General features: G+C 28.6%; 22 protein-coding genes and 13 tRNA genes. 5 read left to right on the forward strand and 30 right to left on the reverse strand.

Annotated elements, in window-relative coordinates; all coding sequences use genetic code 25:
- Nucleotides 1–33: 33 nt before the first annotated feature.
- From HLG78_RS01530 to HLG78_RS01545, 4 genes are all read right to left on the reverse strand, one after another.
- On the reverse strand, nucleotides 34–504 hold the full coding sequence (locus HLG78_RS01530; RefSeq protein ID WP_231179817.1) for a hypothetical protein: 471 nt from the start codon (nucleotides 502–504) through the stop codon (nucleotides 34–36).
- A gap of 2 nt (nucleotides 505–506) precedes the next feature.
- Nucleotides 507–1,178 carry a glutathione S-transferase family protein gene (locus HLG78_RS01535; protein WP_231179819.1) on the reverse strand — a complete coding sequence of 224 codons (672 nt, stop codon included), beginning with the start codon at nucleotides 1,176–1,178 and terminating at the stop codon, nucleotides 507–509.
- A gap of 68 nt (nucleotides 1,179–1,246) precedes the next feature.
- Nucleotides 1,247–3,031 carry a translational GTPase TypA gene (gene typA / locus HLG78_RS01540; protein WP_231179822.1) on the reverse strand — a complete coding sequence of 595 codons (1,785 nt, stop codon included), beginning with the start codon at nucleotides 3,029–3,031 and terminating at the stop codon, nucleotides 1,247–1,249.
- A 110-nt stretch (nucleotides 3,032–3,141) separates the two neighbouring features.
- The gene (locus HLG78_RS01545) at nucleotides 3,142–4,347 is read right to left on the reverse strand and encodes a RecB family exonuclease (RefSeq protein ID WP_231179849.1); all 1,206 of its coding nucleotides are present in this window, start codon (nucleotides 4,345–4,347) and stop codon (nucleotides 3,142–3,144) included.
- A gap of 154 nt (nucleotides 4,348–4,501) precedes the next feature.
- Here HLG78_RS01545 and HLG78_RS01550 point away from each other — a divergent pair, with 154 nt between their 5' ends.
- Complete coding sequence (locus HLG78_RS01550) at nucleotides 4,502–5,488, forward strand: 3-deoxy-7-phosphoheptulonate synthase (protein ID WP_231179852.1); 987 nt, start codon at nucleotides 4,502–4,504, stop codon at nucleotides 5,486–5,488.
- Between the two features lie 56 nt (nucleotides 5,489–5,544).
- On the opposite strand, the gene HLG78_RS01555 is transcribed toward HLG78_RS01550, so the two are convergent.
- Nucleotides 5,545–5,616: transfer RNA gene (locus HLG78_RS01555), tRNA-Arg, on the reverse strand.
- An 8-nt stretch (nucleotides 5,617–5,624) separates the two neighbouring features.
- The gene (locus tag HLG78_RS01560) at nucleotides 5,625–5,948 is read right to left on the reverse strand and encodes a hypothetical protein (RefSeq protein ID WP_231179855.1); all 324 of its coding nucleotides are present in this window, start codon (nucleotides 5,946–5,948) and stop codon (nucleotides 5,625–5,627) included.
- A 249-nt stretch (nucleotides 5,949–6,197) separates the two neighbouring features.
- Here HLG78_RS01560 and HLG78_RS01565 point away from each other — a divergent pair, with 249 nt between their 5' ends.
- Together HLG78_RS01565 and HLG78_RS01570 are read left to right on the forward strand one after the other, a co-directional pair.
- Nucleotides 6,198–6,593 carry a beta clamp domain-containing protein gene (locus HLG78_RS01565; RefSeq protein WP_231179858.1) on the forward strand — a complete coding sequence of 132 codons (396 nt, stop codon included), beginning with the start codon at nucleotides 6,198–6,200 and terminating at the stop codon, nucleotides 6,591–6,593.
- Nucleotides 6,594–6,690: 97 nt separating this feature from the next.
- Nucleotides 6,691–7,233 carry a rhomboid family intramembrane serine protease gene (locus HLG78_RS01570; protein WP_231179861.1) on the forward strand — a complete coding sequence of 181 codons (543 nt, stop codon included), beginning with the start codon at nucleotides 6,691–6,693 and terminating at the stop codon, nucleotides 7,231–7,233.
- Between the two features lie 19 nt (nucleotides 7,234–7,252).
- Here the strand turns inward: HLG78_RS01570 and HLG78_RS01575 are convergent.
- The 18 genes from HLG78_RS01575 to HLG78_RS01660 all read right to left on the reverse strand — a co-directional run bounded on the left by HLG78_RS01575 (nucleotide 7,253) and on the right by HLG78_RS01660 (nucleotide 12,865).
- Nucleotides 7,253–7,326 (reverse strand) — tRNA-Gly (locus HLG78_RS01575).
- A gap of 15 nt (nucleotides 7,327–7,341) precedes the next feature.
- Nucleotides 7,342–7,418 (reverse strand) — tRNA-Ile (locus HLG78_RS01580).
- 85 nt (nucleotides 7,419–7,503) lie between these two features.
- A tRNA-Val gene (locus HLG78_RS01585) sits at nucleotides 7,504–7,580 on the reverse strand.
- A gap of 7 nt (nucleotides 7,581–7,587) precedes the next feature.
- Nucleotides 7,588–7,662: transfer RNA gene (locus tag HLG78_RS01590), tRNA-Glu, on the reverse strand.
- A gap of 6 nt (nucleotides 7,663–7,668) precedes the next feature.
- Nucleotides 7,669–7,745: transfer RNA gene (locus HLG78_RS01595), tRNA-Asp, on the reverse strand.
- A gap of 13 nt (nucleotides 7,746–7,758) precedes the next feature.
- A tRNA-Thr gene (locus HLG78_RS01600) sits at nucleotides 7,759–7,830 on the reverse strand.
- 22 nt (nucleotides 7,831–7,852) lie between these two features.
- Nucleotides 7,853–8,110: a 30S ribosomal protein S20 gene (gene rpsT, locus HLG78_RS01605; RefSeq protein ID WP_231179864.1), complete on the reverse strand. Its 258-nt coding sequence runs from the start codon at nucleotides 8,108–8,110 to the stop codon at nucleotides 7,853–7,855.
- Between the two features lie 35 nt (nucleotides 8,111–8,145).
- Nucleotides 8,146–8,218, reverse strand: a tRNA-Asn gene (locus HLG78_RS01610).
- Nucleotides 8,219–8,286: 68 nt separating this feature from the next.
- A tRNA-Leu gene (locus tag HLG78_RS01615) sits at nucleotides 8,287–8,368 on the reverse strand.
- A 12-nt stretch (nucleotides 8,369–8,380) separates the two neighbouring features.
- Nucleotides 8,381–8,453, reverse strand: a tRNA-Gln gene (locus HLG78_RS01620).
- 37 nt (nucleotides 8,454–8,490) lie between these two features.
- Nucleotides 8,491–8,562 (reverse strand) — tRNA-Met (locus tag HLG78_RS01625).
- A gap of 11 nt (nucleotides 8,563–8,573) precedes the next feature.
- A tRNA-Gln gene (locus HLG78_RS01630) sits at nucleotides 8,574–8,646 on the reverse strand.
- A gap of 77 nt (nucleotides 8,647–8,723) precedes the next feature.
- Nucleotides 8,724–9,068 (reverse strand): Hsp20/alpha crystallin family protein, encoded by a 345-nt coding sequence (locus tag HLG78_RS01635; protein ID WP_231179866.1) that lies wholly within the window; start codon nucleotides 9,066–9,068, stop codon nucleotides 8,724–8,726.
- A 22-nt stretch (nucleotides 9,069–9,090) separates the two neighbouring features.
- Complete coding sequence (locus HLG78_RS01640; RefSeq protein ID WP_231179869.1) at nucleotides 9,091–9,684, reverse strand: YdbT family protein; 594 nt, start codon at nucleotides 9,682–9,684, stop codon at nucleotides 9,091–9,093.
- 17 nt (nucleotides 9,685–9,701) lie between these two features.
- On the reverse strand, nucleotides 9,702–10,475 hold the full coding sequence (locus tag HLG78_RS01645; RefSeq protein ID WP_231179872.1) for an ABC transporter permease: 774 nt from the start codon (nucleotides 10,473–10,475) through the stop codon (nucleotides 9,702–9,704).
- A gap of 21 nt (nucleotides 10,476–10,496) precedes the next feature.
- Nucleotides 10,497–11,795: a hemolysin family protein gene (locus HLG78_RS01650; protein WP_231179875.1), complete on the reverse strand. Its 1,299-nt coding sequence runs from the start codon at nucleotides 11,793–11,795 to the stop codon at nucleotides 10,497–10,499.
- 18 nt (nucleotides 11,796–11,813) lie between these two features.
- On the reverse strand, nucleotides 11,814–12,437 hold the full coding sequence (gene lepB, locus HLG78_RS01655) for a signal peptidase I (RefSeq protein WP_231179878.1): 624 nt from the start codon (nucleotides 12,435–12,437) through the stop codon (nucleotides 11,814–11,816).
- A gap of 29 nt (nucleotides 12,438–12,466) precedes the next feature.
- Complete coding sequence (locus tag HLG78_RS01660; RefSeq protein ID WP_231179881.1) at nucleotides 12,467–12,865, reverse strand: single-stranded DNA-binding protein; 399 nt, start codon at nucleotides 12,863–12,865, stop codon at nucleotides 12,467–12,469.
- Between the two features lie 112 nt (nucleotides 12,866–12,977).
- On the opposite strand from HLG78_RS01660, the gene HLG78_RS01665 reads away from it, so the two are divergent.
- A tRNA-Leu gene (locus HLG78_RS01665) sits at nucleotides 12,978–13,060 on the forward strand.
- 74 nt (nucleotides 13,061–13,134) lie between these two features.
- Here the strand turns inward: HLG78_RS01665 and HLG78_RS01670 are convergent.
- The 6 genes from HLG78_RS01670 to HLG78_RS01695 form a co-directional block, all read right to left on the reverse strand.
- A complete protein-coding gene (locus HLG78_RS01670) occupies nucleotides 13,135–13,731 on the reverse strand; it encodes an HD domain-containing protein (RefSeq protein ID WP_231179884.1) in 597 nt (198 codons plus the stop codon).
- 21 nt (nucleotides 13,732–13,752) lie between these two features.
- Nucleotides 13,753–14,448, reverse strand: coding sequence for a DUF58 domain-containing protein (locus tag HLG78_RS01675; protein ID WP_231179887.1), 696 nt, complete (start codon nucleotides 14,446–14,448; stop codon nucleotides 13,753–13,755).
- A gap of 9 nt (nucleotides 14,449–14,457) precedes the next feature.
- Nucleotides 14,458–15,735 (reverse strand): UDP-N-acetylmuramoyl-L-alanyl-D-glutamate--2,6-diaminopimelate ligase, encoded by a 1,278-nt coding sequence (locus HLG78_RS01680; protein WP_231179890.1) that lies wholly within the window; start codon nucleotides 15,733–15,735, stop codon nucleotides 14,458–14,460.
- Nucleotides 15,736–15,843: 108 nt separating this feature from the next.
- Nucleotides 15,844–16,116 carry an HU family DNA-binding protein gene (locus HLG78_RS01685; protein ID WP_231179893.1) on the reverse strand — a complete coding sequence of 91 codons (273 nt, stop codon included), beginning with the start codon at nucleotides 16,114–16,116 and terminating at the stop codon, nucleotides 15,844–15,846.
- A 195-nt stretch (nucleotides 16,117–16,311) separates the two neighbouring features.
- On the reverse strand, nucleotides 16,312–16,869 hold the full coding sequence (locus HLG78_RS01690) for an RNA polymerase sigma factor (protein ID WP_231179896.1): 558 nt from the start codon (nucleotides 16,867–16,869) through the stop codon (nucleotides 16,312–16,314).
- 76 nt (nucleotides 16,870–16,945) lie between these two features.
- Nucleotides 16,946–17,374 carry a hypothetical protein gene (locus HLG78_RS01695; protein ID WP_231179899.1) on the reverse strand — a complete coding sequence of 143 codons (429 nt, stop codon included), beginning with the start codon at nucleotides 17,372–17,374 and terminating at the stop codon, nucleotides 16,946–16,948.
- 301 nt (nucleotides 17,375–17,675) lie between these two features.
- Here HLG78_RS01695 and HLG78_RS01700 point away from each other — a divergent pair, with 301 nt between their 5' ends.
- Nucleotides 17,676–18,233 carry a hypothetical protein gene (locus HLG78_RS01700; RefSeq protein ID WP_231179901.1) on the forward strand — a complete coding sequence of 186 codons (558 nt, stop codon included), beginning with the start codon at nucleotides 17,676–17,678 and terminating at the stop codon, nucleotides 18,231–18,233.
- The last annotated feature ends 10 nt before the right edge of the window (nucleotides 18,234–18,243 follow it).

The following is an 18,243-nucleotide window of genomic DNA, read 5'->3' on the forward strand; positions in this document are numbered from 1 at the left end:
AGATTGAAAAAATCAATCTCAAATAGTTCAAACCTAACAATCAACATACTCATCAAAATAGAAAACACTTATGGGTCTATCAAGTTTTTCAACCTCCAAAAGTTTATAAGTGTTATTCTCAAAATTTTCCTCTTCACAGTTTTCTCCAGGATACTGATATAAAACATCAAATATTAACTCATCATGATATATAGACAAATTTTCTAAAAATATATCTCAATCTTCTTCCATAAAAATAGCCACATAATCATATTCTTCAAAATCAAGTCAATCATGATAATTCTCATCAAAAACTTGCTTGTACTCATCCTTACTTTCAAATATTTCATATTTTTGATTATGTTCGTAATATCACTTACTTATTATATCATAATTATCTGTATGCGATGTTGTTGGTTGAGAATAAGAATCTCAATCAGATCCAGCATCAATATTTTGCCACAAAACAATTCCAAATCAGACTAGACATATTCATATTAACATATAAGCAATTCAATTTCTCATAATTATTTTTTAGTATTTAAAAATTGATATAAATAACTTTGCTTATTTTTCAAAAAACTTTCAAAAAATCAGTTAAATCAGTTTGGAACCGATCATTTGATTTCTTGCATTGAATTCAAATTATCAGCCCATTTTGCAACCTTATTGAAAGACCTAAACTTAGAATCATTTTTCATAAACTCAAACTGATACAGCCTATAAAATATTACTCAGAAATTAGCATCAATCATAGTTGGTTGTTTGCCATAAAAAAATCAGTCTTTTCATATCACATCTTCCAATTTTTCTAGTTTTTTCAAAAAATCCTTATAAGTTTGCTCAAAACTATTTTGATCATAAGCAAAAACCATACTATTAAAATCAGACAAAACTTCAGATGAAAATTTAATCCATGCACGAACCCAAGCTTTATTTAGTGGATCTTGAGGCAAAAGTGATGGAGTTATTGTTTCATCTATATACTCATTTATAACATCAGATTCAAAAATCACATTATTATCATCTACAACCAAGATAGGTACCTTTCAAGATGGAGAAAAATCGTAAAACCAGGCTGGTTTTTTGGATGGGTCTACATATTCAACATCAAATTCAGCACCTTTTAAATTGAATGTTATAATAGTTTTTTGAGCAAAAGGACATATGGGAAAACTTATCAATTTTAATTTTTGCATACTATCAAAATGAAATTATAAAAATCTACTTATAATAAATCATTTTATATAAATTTTCAAGTACAAATTTACTTATTTCTTTTTCTTTCACTTTCTTTAAGGTATTTTTTTCTAAGTCTGATATTCTCAGGAGTTACCTCAACATACTCATTTGGTCATATATAACTTATAGCATCCTCCAAGGTCATTTCTTGAATAGGTGTAAGAGTCATAGCATCATCACTACCTGAAGCTCTAACATTTGTAAGTTGTTTGTTTTTGGTAAGGTTAACTACAATATCTCATCAACCATAATGTTCTCAAACTATCATTCATTCATAAATTTTGGTTCAAGGAGTAACAAATATTTGTCATCTTTCCTGAAGTTTCCATATACTAAATTTCATAGCCTCTCAATTTTCACTACTTATCATAGATCACACAGATCTTTTATCTATTTGTCATTTGTGTTCTCAAAAATGAGAAAAACTACTATACATAATACCTTCTCATTTTGTCAGCAAAACAAATTCAGATCTAAATCACAACAATCATCTTGTGGGAACCTCAAACTTAATTGTTGTAATACCATCCTGAGAGTGCATATCCTTCATTTGTCATTTTCTTTGAGCTACTTTTTCTATTATTGTACCAGCAAGATCGTCTGCTACATTTACTATCAAGCTTTCAATAGGTTCAAGCTTTTTTCAGTCTTGCTCCTTCATTATCACCTGAGGAGATCATACCTGCAACTCAAATCATTCTCTTCTCATATCTTCTATCAAAACTCACAAATGCAATTCTCACCTTCAAGATACCACAAACTTACTTTTGTCAGAAAAATCTATCTGCAAACCTACATTGGTTTCAAGCTCTTTTTCTAGTCTTTCTCATATCTGTCTACTGGTAACATACTTACCTTCTCTACCTGCAAGAGGAGAGTCATTCACCAAAAACTCCATAGTAAGAGTAGGAGGATCTACACTAATCTCTTCAAAAGGCTCAAAATCTCATTCACCCACAGTCTCTCAGACAAAAATATCTGAAATACCTGCTATTGTAACAATATCTCAACATTTTCATTCTTCAGTTTCTACCTTCCCAAGTCACAAGCTATTGTATATCCTACTAATTTTTCAGTTTCTTGATTCATTATCACTATTTTTAATGACAACTTGTTGATTTTTCTTAACAGTTCATTCATATATTCTTCATATTCACAATCTTCAAAGATGATTATCATATCCAAGATTTGTAATCTGCATTTTCAAAGACTTATCAGACTCATCTTTGGCTGTAGGCACAAGATCCATTATAGCATCCAACAATGGTTGTATATTGTCAGATTCATCTTCTAAATTTTTCTTTCATATTCATTGTTTTGCTATTGCATAGAAAACAGGAAAATCGAGCTGCTCATCAGTTGCTCAAAGCTCTACAAACAAATCAAAAAGCTTGTCTTCTACCCAATCAGGCCTAGCCATAGGTTTGTCTATTTTGTTCATAACAACTATAGGCTTAATTCAAAGTTCCAAAGATTTCTTAAGAACAAATTTTGTCTGTGGCATTGGTCATTCATAAGCATCTACTACCAACAAAACACTATCTACCATTCTCAAAACTCTTTCTACCTCACTACCAAAATCAGCATGTCCAGGAGTATCTATAATATTTATTATATGTCATTGATAGTTTATTGCCGTATTTTTGGCATAAATAGTAATTCATCTTTCTTTTTCTTGAGCATTTGTGTCCATTATACAACTGTCTTCCATTTGTTTCATAGTTCCTGATTGCTTCAAAAAAGCATCTACTAATGTTGTTTTTCCGTGATCCACGTGAGCTATTATAGCTATATTTCTAATTGACTGCATAAAATATTTATAAAAAATAAAAAACCAAAAATGGTTTTGGATAATACAAAAAATTCCAACCCATTAATACATTCATAATATTGAAAAAAGATTTTTTTTCAACAATGAAATTAATCTTTTCTTTCTCATGATCTAAAAGAGTAAGACTCATTTCTTTGAATGCTATCAGAAAAGTCTTCCAAAGATAGGTTTCAGTTTTTCAAATCATTTCAGATTTTGTATCTATCCAAGTCTAAATAATCTTCAACCTTCCCCATTCATTCAAGGATATTTTTTACTTTTTCTTTGTCTAAAAGTTTGTAGCTAACAATCTTACTAAAAGTAACATAAAATTTTTCTCAATAAAGTCTTTTTAAGTTATGGTTTTCAGCGTAATTTGCCAGTATTTGCTTCAAATTTTCTTTTTGGGATTTTATATCATTTTCTTGTTTTGACAAACTTGCATACTCATCTACAAAACTTTTGAGTGTCTTACCACCAAAATCTGGTAACTCTTCATCATCCATTCCTGAATGAGAAAACAAAGGACATATAGATTGATACTCACAAAATCTACATCATTGATTTTCTACAGGCTCAAATTGTTCTTTGTCTCACATATTAAAATAAAACCTTTTATTTTGTATATCGTCTATTATTTTTTTGTATTTTTGCACCACTTCATCTAACAGTTCTTTGGTTATCAACCATTCGTCTTCTATTTCAAAATGAAGAAAATGTAGCTTAGCTCTTACATTATCCATATATTTACCATACTTTTGCTGAATTCATAAACCATATAATGTTAGCTGCTCAATATATTCTTGCTTTTGTTGAGTTGGTAAGTTTTTATTGGTTTTGTAGTCATTGATCACAAAATCATTTCAAACCTTATCAAGCCTATCTATTATTCATCTAAACTTGATATCTTCATCTATATCAAAGTATATATTTTGCTCTGTGCTAACAACTTTTATATTATCAAATGGTTGATTTGTTTCAAAATAAGTAGTAATATACTTTTCTCACCTTCTGATAAAATCATCAAGTTCACAGTTGGTTTTTATTTTGATTTCGCTTCAATGCTCTTCAAAATGCTTAATTTTTTGTTGCCAAAGGTTGTGATAATAATCAATAAGTTCATCAAGTTGAACTTTCCTAAAATTGTTCACATCCTCATACAACTTTTCTAGAGTCTTATGCACAATATCTCACAATGCAAGATCAGCTGTTTCTTCTTGCTGTTGTAGTTTAATTTTGTCTATATACTGGTATCTATATTTTAGTGGACATTGATTGAATACTTGTACCTGAGAAAATGAATATATATTTGACATCTAATTTATTAAAACTGATAAAACTTTTTCTTATAAAAATTAATATATATTTTAATACTTTTTTCAAATAGTTTTTTATGATTTCAAATTAGGTTTGACTTAAAAAACACAATAAATAAAAATAGATAATATTTAATAAGTAAATTTAAAAATAATGCTAATAACTCCTGAAGAATTAAAACAAGAAATTAAACTTTCAAAGGAAGAAATAAAACAAGTAATCAATCACCAACAACAAATATCTAATATACTAAACTGAAAAGACTCAAGAAAATTGATAATAGCATGACCTTGTAGTATGGATTTTAAAGAATCTATAATAAACTACTGACAACAACTTAAAATTCTTCAAAAAAAGTATGAAAACAAAGCACTATTTGTAATGAGGACTTATGATAGCAAACCAAGAACAACAGTATGATGGAAATGAATGATACAATGATGAGAGTTTTGATCAAAAGCAAATATAAATGAATGATTAAGAAACAGCAGAAAAATAATGAAAGAAATCATTAGCTTATGATTACCAGTTGCAAATGAGCTGCTGTACCCATGGATTTATAGTTATCAAAATGACATTTTATCATACATAGCTATAGGTGCCAGAAGTAGTGAAGATCAGTGACACAGAGAATTAGCTTCTGCTATAGAAACACCAGTGGGAGTAAAAAACCCAACAAGTTGAGATACACAAATAACGGCGAATAGTTTAATTGCTAGTAGATCAGAACAACCTATATTCATACCTTGAATGCCAAGTTATAGCCAATGAAATCCTAATTCTCATATTATATTAAGATGAGCTAATTTTAATTGAGAAAGCTATCCAAACATATCTGATGAGTTTATAAACAGAGTAAACAAAATACTACAAGAAAAATGAATAAGCACAAAATATATAATAGATCTAAATCATGATAATAGTTGAAAAAATGCTGATCTACAAATAGAAAATATGAGGATAAGCAAAAAACTAAAAAATTTTGATAAAATAGCAGGGTTTATGGTAGAATCATACCTATTTGATGGTAATCAAAAAGCAGATGAAAACAATCTAGAAAGTATTGAAAAATGAAAATCTATTACAGATCCATGCATAAGCATTGAAAAATTAGAAGTATTAATAAAAGAACTATTTTAAATATAAAATCATTAAAAAAACACTTAATCTATTTAAGTGTTTATAAATATTAAAATCAAGGAGGGCCGGACTTGAACCGACAACTGAGGTGCCGAAGACCTCCGTGTTCCCAATTACACCACCCCCTTACAAAAAATTATTTGTAACTCATCCTTCTTTGCTTTCTAATGTATCTTCTAAAACCCCAACTTTCTTCTCATTTATAAACAAAATGTATTTCTCAACTATTTGGTTTTCTAAAAGGTCTGTAACCATCAGGATCTTCTCTACATGTAGTATTCTCGCAAATTAATTTTCAAGAACGAAAAAACCAAGTATAAACATTTCACTTGGGATTTTCATAATCTTTTTTTTGTCACTCAAGAGATATTTTGGAAGCAGAACCTCAAGCAAGTTTTTTTTGTTTTTCTGCTTGTCTTTTCTGTTTAAGTATTCACATCTTGTTAGTTCTACCTGCCATTATATTTATTATAATTTTAAATAGTTATAATTGAAAATTAATTATAATTTGAAACAACATTAAACTTAATTAGTTTAGATTAAAAAACTTTTTACATTTTTTCTTTAAAAGTTTAATAATACATAAATAGTTCTCTTTAAAGAAACATTTTATATATTAATTTTTTTCTACAAATAATCAAGAAAATTTAAATTTGACAAATACAGAAAAAAAATTATATATAGATACTTTTAGTTTATTAATAAAAATATGCAAACAAGAATAGAAAATTCTTCAAACTCAAGCAATCCAGAGCCAGCCGCCATGATGAGGTTTCAAACCTCTAACAAAGCAGCTACTTTAGACACACTTTCAAGTTCACAAACAACTATGAATTTGATGTACTACAAATTGATTAAACAGAAAAAAATAACTAAAAATAATTGAAATCCTAAAAATGCTATAATCAAGTACTTATCAAAAAATCATCTTGAAAATCTAGAACAAATAATTGAAGCCGAAATACAAGAAGAAAACTGAACCATTACAATACCTGCCACCAAAATGTTTTCTGACATAGAAAGAAGATGTTTTAGAGTGTTATTTGACGAAAAAACAGAAGAAATAGTAGTAGAATTGGATAATTTGATAGTAGAAAGACTATAAAGACCTTACAAGGTCTTTTTTTTATTATTATTTGAAAATTTAAAATAAAAAATTAAACTAAACAAATTAGTTAATTTATTTTTGTGATTTTAAACATATGGACTATATAACTAACCTGATTAAAAATACTATAACTTGAAAACTTATATTAGTAAATGCAATTATTTTTTTGTTTATTATATGGTACCAACAAATAGACCCTATTTTAATCAATTATCTTTTTTTAAACATACCACAGGTATTATCTCCATGAATCATATTATCAAATTTTGCTCATATCCAGCCATTTCATATACTTCTTAATTTGTACTGACTTTATCTTCTTTGACCAATGATAGAAAGTATTTCAGGTAAAAAAACTTTTATCAAACTTATTATATTTTGTATGATTTTTAGTTCACTAGGAGTATGGATTTTTTCTCCACATCCAGTACTTTGATTTTCAGGCATTTTAATGAGTATGCTAGCATTTGTATTTTTCAAATACAAACAATTATGACACATAAGAGAACAAGTTTGAATTTTTTTGGTTCTTAATATTGTTATATGAGTTTTACCTTGAATTTCTTTTGCCTGACACCTATTTTGAGCTATAGCTTGATACTTTTTTTATATAATATCAGAAAAAACTAACATTTAAAAATTTTTTAACAAAAAAAAGCGGGTGACGAGACTCGAACTCGCAACCCTCTGCTTGGAAGGCAGATGCTCTAGCCAATTGAGCTACACCCGCATCTGATAATTAAGATGGTGGGCATGGTAGGACTTGAACCTACGACCTATCGGTTATGAGCCGATTGCTCTAACCAGCTGAGCTACATGCCCCTATAAAAGTAATAGGCAAAACTAAAAAGCCAAATTTTTATTAGATTCTTAGTTTTGCCTATTTATTAAACTTACTAAATTTTAATGGTGGGTGGTATAGGATTCGAACCTATGACCCCTTGCTTGTAAGGCAAGTGCTCTCGCCAACTGAGCTAACCACCCTTAAATATGGCGGTCCCACGGGGAATCGAACCCCGGTCTTCGGGATGAAAACCCGATATCCTGACCACTAGACGATGGGACCAATTAATGGCGGGAGAGACGGGACTCGAACCCGCGACCTCCTGCGTGACAGGCAGGCGTTCTAGCCGACTGAACTACTCCCCCCTTTACCAATCTAAGCCAGCTGTGGGATTTGAACCCACGACCTACCGCTTACAAGGCGGTTGCTCTACCACTGAGCTAAGCTGGCAGTTAAACTCAAATGAGATTTTTTAATTTTTCATTTGAGCCAATTTTGATTTTTCTCTTGCTGCTTTATTTTTGTGTATTATATTCCTTTTTGCTGCCTTATCAATACTACTATACGCTCTATCAAACAAATCTTGAATTTCTGAACTATCTTTTCAAGCTTTCACTGCTTTTGTAAAAGTTTTAATTGAAAACTTCATAGCTCTTTTGAAATACAAATTTCTTTCTCTTAATTTTTCACTTCTTTTATAAGCTTTTATAGCTGACTTTTTAATAGCCATAAACCATTTTTTAATTTATTAAATTTTCAATCATTCTCCAGGGGTGGGACTCGAACCCACGACCCAGCGGTTAACAGCCGCTTGCTCTACCTGCTGAGCTACCCTGGAACAAACCATTTTTATCAAGCAATATTTTTTATAATCATTTTAGAACAAAAATCAAGACATTTTTTAACTGCCGGGGGCGGGACTCGAACCCGCACGCCGCGAGGCACTTGGTTCTAAGCCAAGCGTGTCTACCAATTCCACCACCCCGGCTAATTCTCAACCCTCGGGAGGTAGGACTTGAACCTACGACCTCCTGATTCAGAGTCAGGCGCTCTACCTACTAAGCTACTCCCGACTAAATTATTTAGTTTATTATTTCTTTTTAATAAATATTGCGGGGGTAGGAATCGAACCTACGACCTCCGGGTTATGAGCCCGGCGAGATACCACTTCTCCACCCCGCAAAATATAAAATCTGGGGTGGTAGGACTCGAACCTACGAATCACGGGTTCAAAGCCCGTTGCCTTACCTACTTGGCTACACCCCATCCAACAATTTTTCATCAAATTAGTATCTTTTATACTAATCATTTTAATTTTGTTTTCAAGAGCTTTTTTAAATTTTTTATGTAAATGAATCAACTTCTATTTTTACTTTCTCAGGTATTATAACCTTTGGAACTGTTATAATCAGGATGTTTTCTTTGGTAAGTTGTGTATATATTTTATCAAAATAAACATTTTGAGGAAGCTGAATTGACTTAGAAAACTCTCCCCAGTAACAATCCTGCTGAACAGGCTGTAAAGTTTCTTTCAAGTCTGGTTGCTTTCTATTTGCTTTAATGTTTAATGTAGTTTTTTCCAAATAGATTTCTATGCTATCTTTTAAAACACCTCACAAAGGAATTATCACTACCAACTCTTGATCGGAATCATAAACATCCATAGGAATATCCAATTTTTCAGCCATATCTTTTTATTTATTTTTTAAATTAGTCAACTTGAACGTCTGGATTACTTCATTTTCTCAATATTTCTCTTGCTTTGTATTTAATTGTATCCGGATCTGTAATATAAATAATACGAATATCTCATCAATCTTCATGATATCATTCTGCCAAAAAAAGCACATTTCAAAAATTAAATAAGCTTCTTAGTATTCAATCTTTTTCTACTGTTATACTCCTTATTTTTGAAGAATTCAATGTTCTTCAAACTCTAGAAAATATTCAATCCTGCTCATAAAAAACTACTTCTTCTGGAGTTATCAATGCAAAATCCATTTCATAGTCTATAAATCTTTTAAAAATTTTCCGTCAGGCTATCAAAAAACTTATAAAAAAAACTATCCATAAAAAGTAATTAAACATTTGATTGAAGTATTCATCTCATAAGTCTATCAAATATCAAACATAAAACCACAATCAAACAAACATCAAATATCAAATCAAAGGAATTATGACATACAAAGCTAAAAAAACATTATTCTTAAAAACTATCATAACATCTTCCTTTCAATATGTGTCTGCATATTTATTAAACATTTTGTTTGAAAGATTAGTATCAAAATTTGAAAATATTTTCATTTTTAGCCACTAAACAATTAAAATTCTCTATTATTGAAAATAATAATAGACAAAATAAGCAATAATGCAACATATATTAATGTATAAAAAACAGAAAAAAATAATTGTACATTGGATATATTTTCAATCAAAGGTGTATTTAATATCTCTTTTATACTAAGAGCAGTGAAGTTTGGGAAAACAAAGTAGATAATATTTACAAGCCACTCTCAAAAAGCAGTAATTGAAACCTTTCATGATTCTATCATATAATATTTTATAAACGAAGTAGAATGTCATATTATATAAACAGAAAGAGATGCCAACAATGACACAAAGGGAGAAACAAATGTAGAGAAAAAAACAATAAATCAAAGTACAAAAAGAATTTTGAGAAAACTAAAGAACAAAGCCAAAACCATTGTAAGATCTATTGCAATCGAATGCAAAAATAACACTACAGCAAAAGCAATACCCAACAACAAATAAACAACAAATAATATTCAAGAAAAACCTAAAAATTTTCAAAGAATAAAATTTGCTCTAGAAGGAGCTTTGGATAGTATCATCAATATTGTGTTTTTTGATAATTCAGAATAGAGTAGATAAGATCACATAAAAAGAGTAACAATCAAACCAAATATTTCTATCACAGTTAAAGAAGAGTTAATTATGATTCTTTCTTCTTGCCTTACTGCCAATGTAGAAAGAACTATACTTCATAGAATCAAAACTACTCATGCTCATATTATTGTGTACAATATTTTGTTTCTTATAAATTCTTTGAATGTATTTTTTGCTATTGTATACATAATTTATATTGAAGTTCTAAATTAGGAAACAGCTCCATTAACATCATGAAAAACTTTTATTTTCTCTATTTTTCATTTCTCATCATCAACTTGCTCAACCTTGAATCTCAAATTCCCAAAATCTACTACATCTCATTTTTTAGCAAAATTTTTCAAAGATGTCAATATCACATAAGATATCATATCATCATGAGATATTTTTTCTTCTATAGAATCTGGAATTTGTAGTTCTTTTATTTGGAAAGACATCAATATCTCCCTCAGAGGCACATCTCATCTTACCAAAAGCTCATCTACTCAAGTTTTTACTATATCTTTTTCTTCTGCAAAATCAGATTCATCCTTAATATCTCATACCATATCCTCAAGTATATCCTCAAATGTAACTATTCACTCAGTTCATCAATGTTCATCAACAACTACAGCAAAATGATGTCCTGACCTTTTCATCTTCAAAAAAACATCAAATATATTTGCAGTAACTGGAACTTTAAAAACAGGTCTTAAATGTATTTTTGATAAAACAATCTCAGAATCCTTTCAATTATAGTAAGTATTCAAAAGCTCTCTTATACTAAGCATTCCAACGATATGATCCTTATCATGCTCAAACACAGGAATCCTTGAGTAAGGATTTTTCAAAGTTTCTCTAATTGCATCACTTACAGTTGTATCTACAGATAGAGCAAAAACTTCAGTTCTGTGCCTCAACACAGACTCTACACTTCTTTTATTGAATTCAAAAAGATTCTTTATTATCATACTTTCTGTAAGTGAGAATATTCATTGGGTTTTTCATTCATCCACAAAAACCTCTACATCACTTCTTGAAACCAAATCATCGTTGGTATTTAACGATTTATTTAAAAATTTTGTTATAACATCAAAAAACAAAACCACTGGAAACAGTATTTTCTCAACAACAGCTACTACCGGAGAAATAAATAAAGCATAATTCAAAGCAAATTTAGTAGCAAAAACCTTGGGAATTATTTCACCAAAAAACAATATCAAAGTTGTAATAACAACTGAAACAAGCATAAAACCAATAGCTCAACTTATTGCAAAAACTTGTAATATTTGATTTCATACATTGGATGCATATATTGTAAGTATTACATTAATAAGATTATTACTTACAAGAACTGTTATCAAGGTTCTACTAGAATTTTCTCTCAAATGTAACAAGAGGTTAGCAAATCTAGATACATTTACAAGCTGCTTTATTTTGTATTTTGGAGCAGACATTATTGCAAGTTCTGCTGCCGAAAATGTTGCCGACAACATCAACAACAAAACAACTATTATCACCGCTTCCATATACTAAAAATATTATATCTAAAATCGATTAAAATCAGGAAAAATTCTTAATGAAACTTTTCATAATATGTCTTCATCTTTCAAAACATATTCTGTTCAATCATAACATCACAAACCAAAACAGCATCTAGAATCTGTGCTTTGATCTCTATTATCTCACAAAACAAAATAACCTCAAGATCACACTTCAAACTCATCTACATTACATTCTGGACCTGTTACTCATTGATTTTCTAAGTATGGCTCATCTAGCCTTTCACAATTTTCTCAATCTCAATCACATACATACACATATCAATCATTCAACTTGATGGTTTCTCAAGGCATTCAAATAATTCTTTTTATATAATTTACATCTTTTTGAGGTGGCACAAATACTATTATATCTCACCTTTCAAAATCTGAAAACCTTGGAGATATTTTATCTACAACTATAAAATCTCCCTCCTTGAAAGTTGGATCCATACTATGACCCACCACAGTAAAAGGATTAAACAAAAATATTCTAACTAATAATACTAATCATAAAACAAAAACCAAAAAAGCAATTATATCAAACACATAAATCAAAAAATCTTTGAGTTTATTTTTTTGGTTTTCTTTTTCTTCTATTATTTCAACAACTTCTTTATCTTCTTTCATAAGAAAAATTTAAGTTTAAATTTTTATTTTTAAAATGGCAAATCTTCATCTTCTTGCTTATCAACCTCAGAAGATTGTCACTGAGATGTTTTATTTCCAGCTGAGTCCAAAAAAATAAAGTTTTCAACCACAATTTCGGTTGTATATCTTGTATTTCAATTAGTATCCTCCCATTTTCTTGTTCTTATCCTACCTTCTATGTATATTCTTTTTCATTTTTCAAGATACTTTCACAAAGTATCTGCTATTCAAGCAAATGCTACACACCTATGAAACTCAGCTTCTTCTATTGTATTTCATTCACTATTTTTATACCTTCTATTTGTAGCTACACTAAAGTTTACCACTGACACTCAACTTTCTCACATTTTTTTTACATCCAAATCTGTGGTAGCTCTTCAAATTATCATAACTTTATTCAAATCCATAATTGAATAGATTAGATTTTAAATACAAGAAAGATAAACATTTTTTCTAAAAAATCAATTGATTTTAAACTTAAAATGATTATATTAAATATCACATATTTTAAAATAATATGCCCGGATGGCGGAACTGGTAGACGCGCTCGACTCAAAATCGAGTGGCCTTTGGCCTTGAGGGTTCGAGTCCCTCTCCGGGCATTTTTTAATTACAAAAAAAGTACAATTAAAATTAATAAAACATATTTATTCAAACCATAAAAATTATTACTCTATTACAAACTTTTTATTTTTTCTTCTAAAATTTTTTTATTTTTTTCAAGAACATCATCTCTTTCTTTTTTCTGAGTTGATGTATAGAAAACAATATTATCCATTAAAGACAATGTTTGTTGATATCGTTTTTTTTCTTCTATTTTTATATTATTAATATTTTCAACCTCCTTTTTTATGATATCACATTTTTGCACAAAATCTTCTCTTCACATATTGTCTAAGTCCGCATCAGATATTATTTGTTCCAAAATGTTTGTAGGCTTTTGGTCCATTTTTGTAGCACGTATGATTGATTTTATTATATCTATCTTATCTTCAGGAAAATTAATATTTAAAAGAAATTTTTCTGCAGTTATAGACGATTTATACTCATGATTTGCCGGGTCTTGTAAATATTCTATATCATGAAACAAAGCTGAAATTTGTAATAATTCTTTATTTTCTGCTCACACTCACTCAGAATCTGCTAAATAATCAACCCTTCACAAAACATCTAAAACATGGTCAAAATTATGATATAGTATTCACTTCTCATGAAAATCAAACATTTTGTCATAAACATATTTTCTTATTTTTAATATTTCTTCTGAGTACATTTTTCAAAATATAATTAAATTTTATAAATTATACACATAAATATTTTTTAGTCAAGTTTTTGTACTTTCAAATGAAAAACCTGAATAATTTATTCACCAAATATTTCAAACATTAAAACATACCGGCAATAATTCATTTTTTTGAGACAACACATTAAAGGTTTTAAGTCAATTTTCATCTATTCATAAAAAATCAGAAACTAATATGATAATACAAGACTTATTTATTTTTTTTTGATAATCCAAAAATAAATTTATATTTGATCTATATTTTCTAGGTTGATGTTTTATATTTTGATTCAATTTATTCATTGTTTTGTATGCCAAATATAAATCTTTTCAAATTTTATCATAAACTATTTTTCAATCATTTTCATAACATGCAAACAAATTTGCAGAATATCTTTTTGCATATATTGCCACATCAGAAAACAAGTTAAAAACCTTATCTTTTATATATCAATCATCATATCAACACCAATTTTTATTTATATCAAAAAAAAAGTAAATGTTTGTATCTTTTTGCTCCCTAAATAAATTTACATAATATTCTCAGTATTTTGCCGAAAGTTTCCAATTGATTGATCTTTTTTCATCTCAAGACTGATATTCTCTAAAATCTTCTATTTCCATTCATCATCACTTAAAATAAGAGTTGAACTCCCCAAACAATTTACCAGTCAAAAGCTTTTTAAATTTTTGCTGAAAAATATCCATAACCTTAATTTATTTATAAACTTGCTTCTCATCGCTTCGCTCTCTTTTTCAAAAATTTGTAACCTGCACAGTTTCATGTCACTTGCCTGCCAAAAAAACAATATCTTGCTCTTGCGACAAGTCTTTAGCCAATTTGATAGCATCCTCCCTATCTGGCACAACAAAGACATCTTCTCCAAATGTCTTGTGATCTTCTATTCATTTATATATTTGAGATAGTATACTATACCTATTTTCAGTATCTGGATCATCATCAGTTATGATAGCAATATCAGATTTTTTTCCTACAACTTCTCACATCAATGGCCTTTTGAATTTATCCCTATTTCAAGGAGCTCCAAATACTGTTATTATCCTTCAATTTTTTACATTATTTAGAAAACTCAAAACAGACTCAAGTCATTTAGGAGTATGGGCAAAATCTATCACGAAAGTTCTTCAGTCCTTATGAATTGTTTGTTGTCTACCACTCAAAGGCTTAAAATCTGATGCCGATTTTATTGATTTTTCTATACTTACTCCAAGCAACATAGCAGCTCAAATTGCTGCTAAAATGTTATAAACATTGAAAGATCACAAAAGCTGAACTTTTACAGAATGAATCTCTCACAAATATTTAAGTTGAAAATGTGTTCAGTAAACATATTCATGAATTTGCTCTGCTTTCAATGGAGCACTTGCATTTATTGAAAATATTGTGCTTCTATCAAAAGAAAAATCTTCGTCTCGCTGTCTTCAAATCTTATCATCTCAAGGAAGAACAGCATATTTATATTCTTTTTCATTTGAAATAATATTATCAAAAAGCTTCTTTTTGGACTTAACATATTCTTCAAATGTTTTATGATAATCTAGATGTTCCTCGGAAAAATTTGTAAGCACTCAAAGATCAAAATCAACCCCTTCAAATCTATATTGATTTAATGCATGAGAACTAACTTCCAATACCACATATTTACATCATTCATTTTTAGCTGCCAATAAAACATTTTGAAGATGCATTGGATCCAAAGAAGTCATTTTAGACTCGTTTATAATCTCTTTATCTCAAAATTTTATACTAACAGTACTTATTAAGGCGCATTTTCAAAGATTTTGATTTATTATATAATGCAAAACAGCAGATGTTGTACTCTTCCCATCAGTTCAAGTAACTCACAAAATTGTCATATTTTTTGAAGGATTTCATTTAACAAAAGAAAAAAATCTTGCATATGATTTTTTATAAATTCTATATGGTAATGTATCTATAAATGGTGCTTTTATTTTATTTAACAACGAAGACATGCATAGTAATTTAATAGTAAACCTAGGATAAATATAATTTTTATTATCTTTTTTTCAACAAAAAAACTCCCAATTTAGGGAGTTTATTAATTCAAACTTTACAACAATTTATCTAACTGCTTTTTTGAATTCTGCACCAGCTTTGAAAGCAGGAAGCTTCATTGCATCAATTTTAATTGTTTCTCCAGTTCTTGGGTTTCTACCTGTTCTAGCACTTCTTTCAGATACTTTAAAAGTACCAAAACCCTGAATTCTAACTTCACCATCTTTTTTAACACCATCTACAACAGTATCAACAAATGTGTTAACCATATCAGAAGCCATTCTTTTTGATACTCATAGTTTGTCAGCTATTGTTGCTATCAACTCTGTTTTTGTCATAATTTTATTATTACCATATAAAACAACTGTATATTACAGTAACTACTAGGTTTTTCAATGCTTTTCCGTTATTCAACAAGCACACAATATGCAACCACAACCACACAAAACGCAACTCTTAACAGCATTTTATATTACCAAAGCATTTTTACTCAAAAAAGTGGTTGACACATATATAAAAATAATCATAAAACACTAATTTTCAAGCTTTTCTTTTAGTTTTTTGAGAGCTCTTGATATTCTTTGTCTTACATTAGAATTTGATATGTTCAAAACTTTAGCTATCTCATCATTTGATAATTGCTGAACAAATTTAAGATCTATTACTTCTTTGAACTTATCTTCAAGAGTTTTGATTGCTGTTTGAATTTTTTGATATTCAAAGTCTTTTTCTAAAAAATCTAAAATATCTTCTTCACTAGGTATTGTCTCAGAAAAATCAATATCTTTATCATCTCTACTGTAAGATGAAAAATATCTATAAGACTGCTTTTTAAAACTGTCCTTTATAGTATTCCTGAAAACAGTCCACACCCAAGTTTCAAAATTGTATTCTTTTTTATAAGAGACAATATTATTTCGAAGTTTAAAATAAAAATCTGCTACTATATCTTCTGCCTCTTTGTCTGATACAAAATAATTTGATTTTAAAAAACGAAAAAATACTTCTACACTAATATTGTAAAATTCATTGAATGCTTGTTGATCTTTTTGTATTAATTTTTCTACAAACTGTTTTGAAATATTAAACATTTTTTAGTATTTATTTAGAACACTCATAAATGATGACAACACAAATTATTACGAAAATTCTTTATAAAAAATAACACTAAAAGAATTTTTTTCCTGAATTTCAATTACTTTCTAAAGCTTCTTGCTCGTTTGAGTCATTATTTTCAGACATTATTCTTTGTACTCTTTCTTCTACATCTTTATCATAAACTCAAAGCAACTTTGCAAGTTCTTGAGATTTTTTTCATGCTTCATTAATTATATAAGTATATCTTGAAAGTTCAGAAACCACCTTTTCCAAATCCTGGTTTCTATTTTTAGTATCTTGTATCTCTTTTCTTAATACTTCATTTTGAAGTTTGTATTCTTTGAGATCATGTTCTAAAGATTCTATCTGATCTTGAGATTGCTTATAGTTTTTTTTGAGCGTATCTATATTTGAAGAATTTTCATAATTATAATAAAAAGCAAAATATCATATAGACAAACCTACTACAAAAGACAAAAATACATAGACAAATATCATATATCAAAAATTAAATACTAAATCTAATTTTATGATTTTTATAAGAAGTTTATACTTTTTTTCAAGAACAAATTAATTAATAGTTTTTTAATTATTGAAGATAATATGATATAATGAAAATAATTAACCATTTCTATAAAAATTATTATAAAAGTTAACATAATAAAACAAAATTAACCAAATTGTCAAATTAAAATATATAATAAAAAGCATAAATCAAGCCAAAACATCCCCAATAGTTTGACTTGAGAGAGTAAAACATTATAATAGGCATTATTGGTTTAAAACATAAAAAAACATAATGGAAAAACAAAATGAAGCATTAAAGTCACTTGAAGAATTATTGTGAAAAATAGAAACAGATATAAAAAGAGCAAAACTTATGATACACAATATTGTAGAGTGAAATCCAGAAGAAGCTCAAAAACAATGAGAAGACATCAACAGCCTAGCAAGCAAATTACTTTCTTATGAAGAATGAGAAGATGTGAAAGTAATAGAATGAGTATATGACTGATATTTTATGATATGATCAGATGAAAAAAAATATCCAGTTCCTATGAACTATAGCAGTAAAACCAAGCTTGTACCTTGAGATGTTATGAAACTTAGGGTTCTAGCAGACGGAAAACTTGTTTACAAACTAATAGGTCCTGCACCAAGAAGTTATATCAAAGCTACACTTTCCAGATCTGATGAAAACAAGTTTATTGCTATTACAGATGAATGAGAAACATATCAGCTAAACCAAGCAGCTGTAACTTTTTTCAAATGAAAACCTGGTGATGAATTGAGCATAATTATTAATCCAGAAAGTAATGTTGATGTAGCAGCAATAGAGGCAGTAATAAGTAACTAATCATTAAATA

The sequence above is a fragment of the Candidatus Absconditicoccus praedator genome, from assembly GCF_021057185.1.
Taxonomy (GTDB): Bacteria; Patescibacteriota; Gracilibacteria; order Absconditabacterales; family Absconditicoccaceae; genus Absconditicoccus; species Absconditicoccus praedator.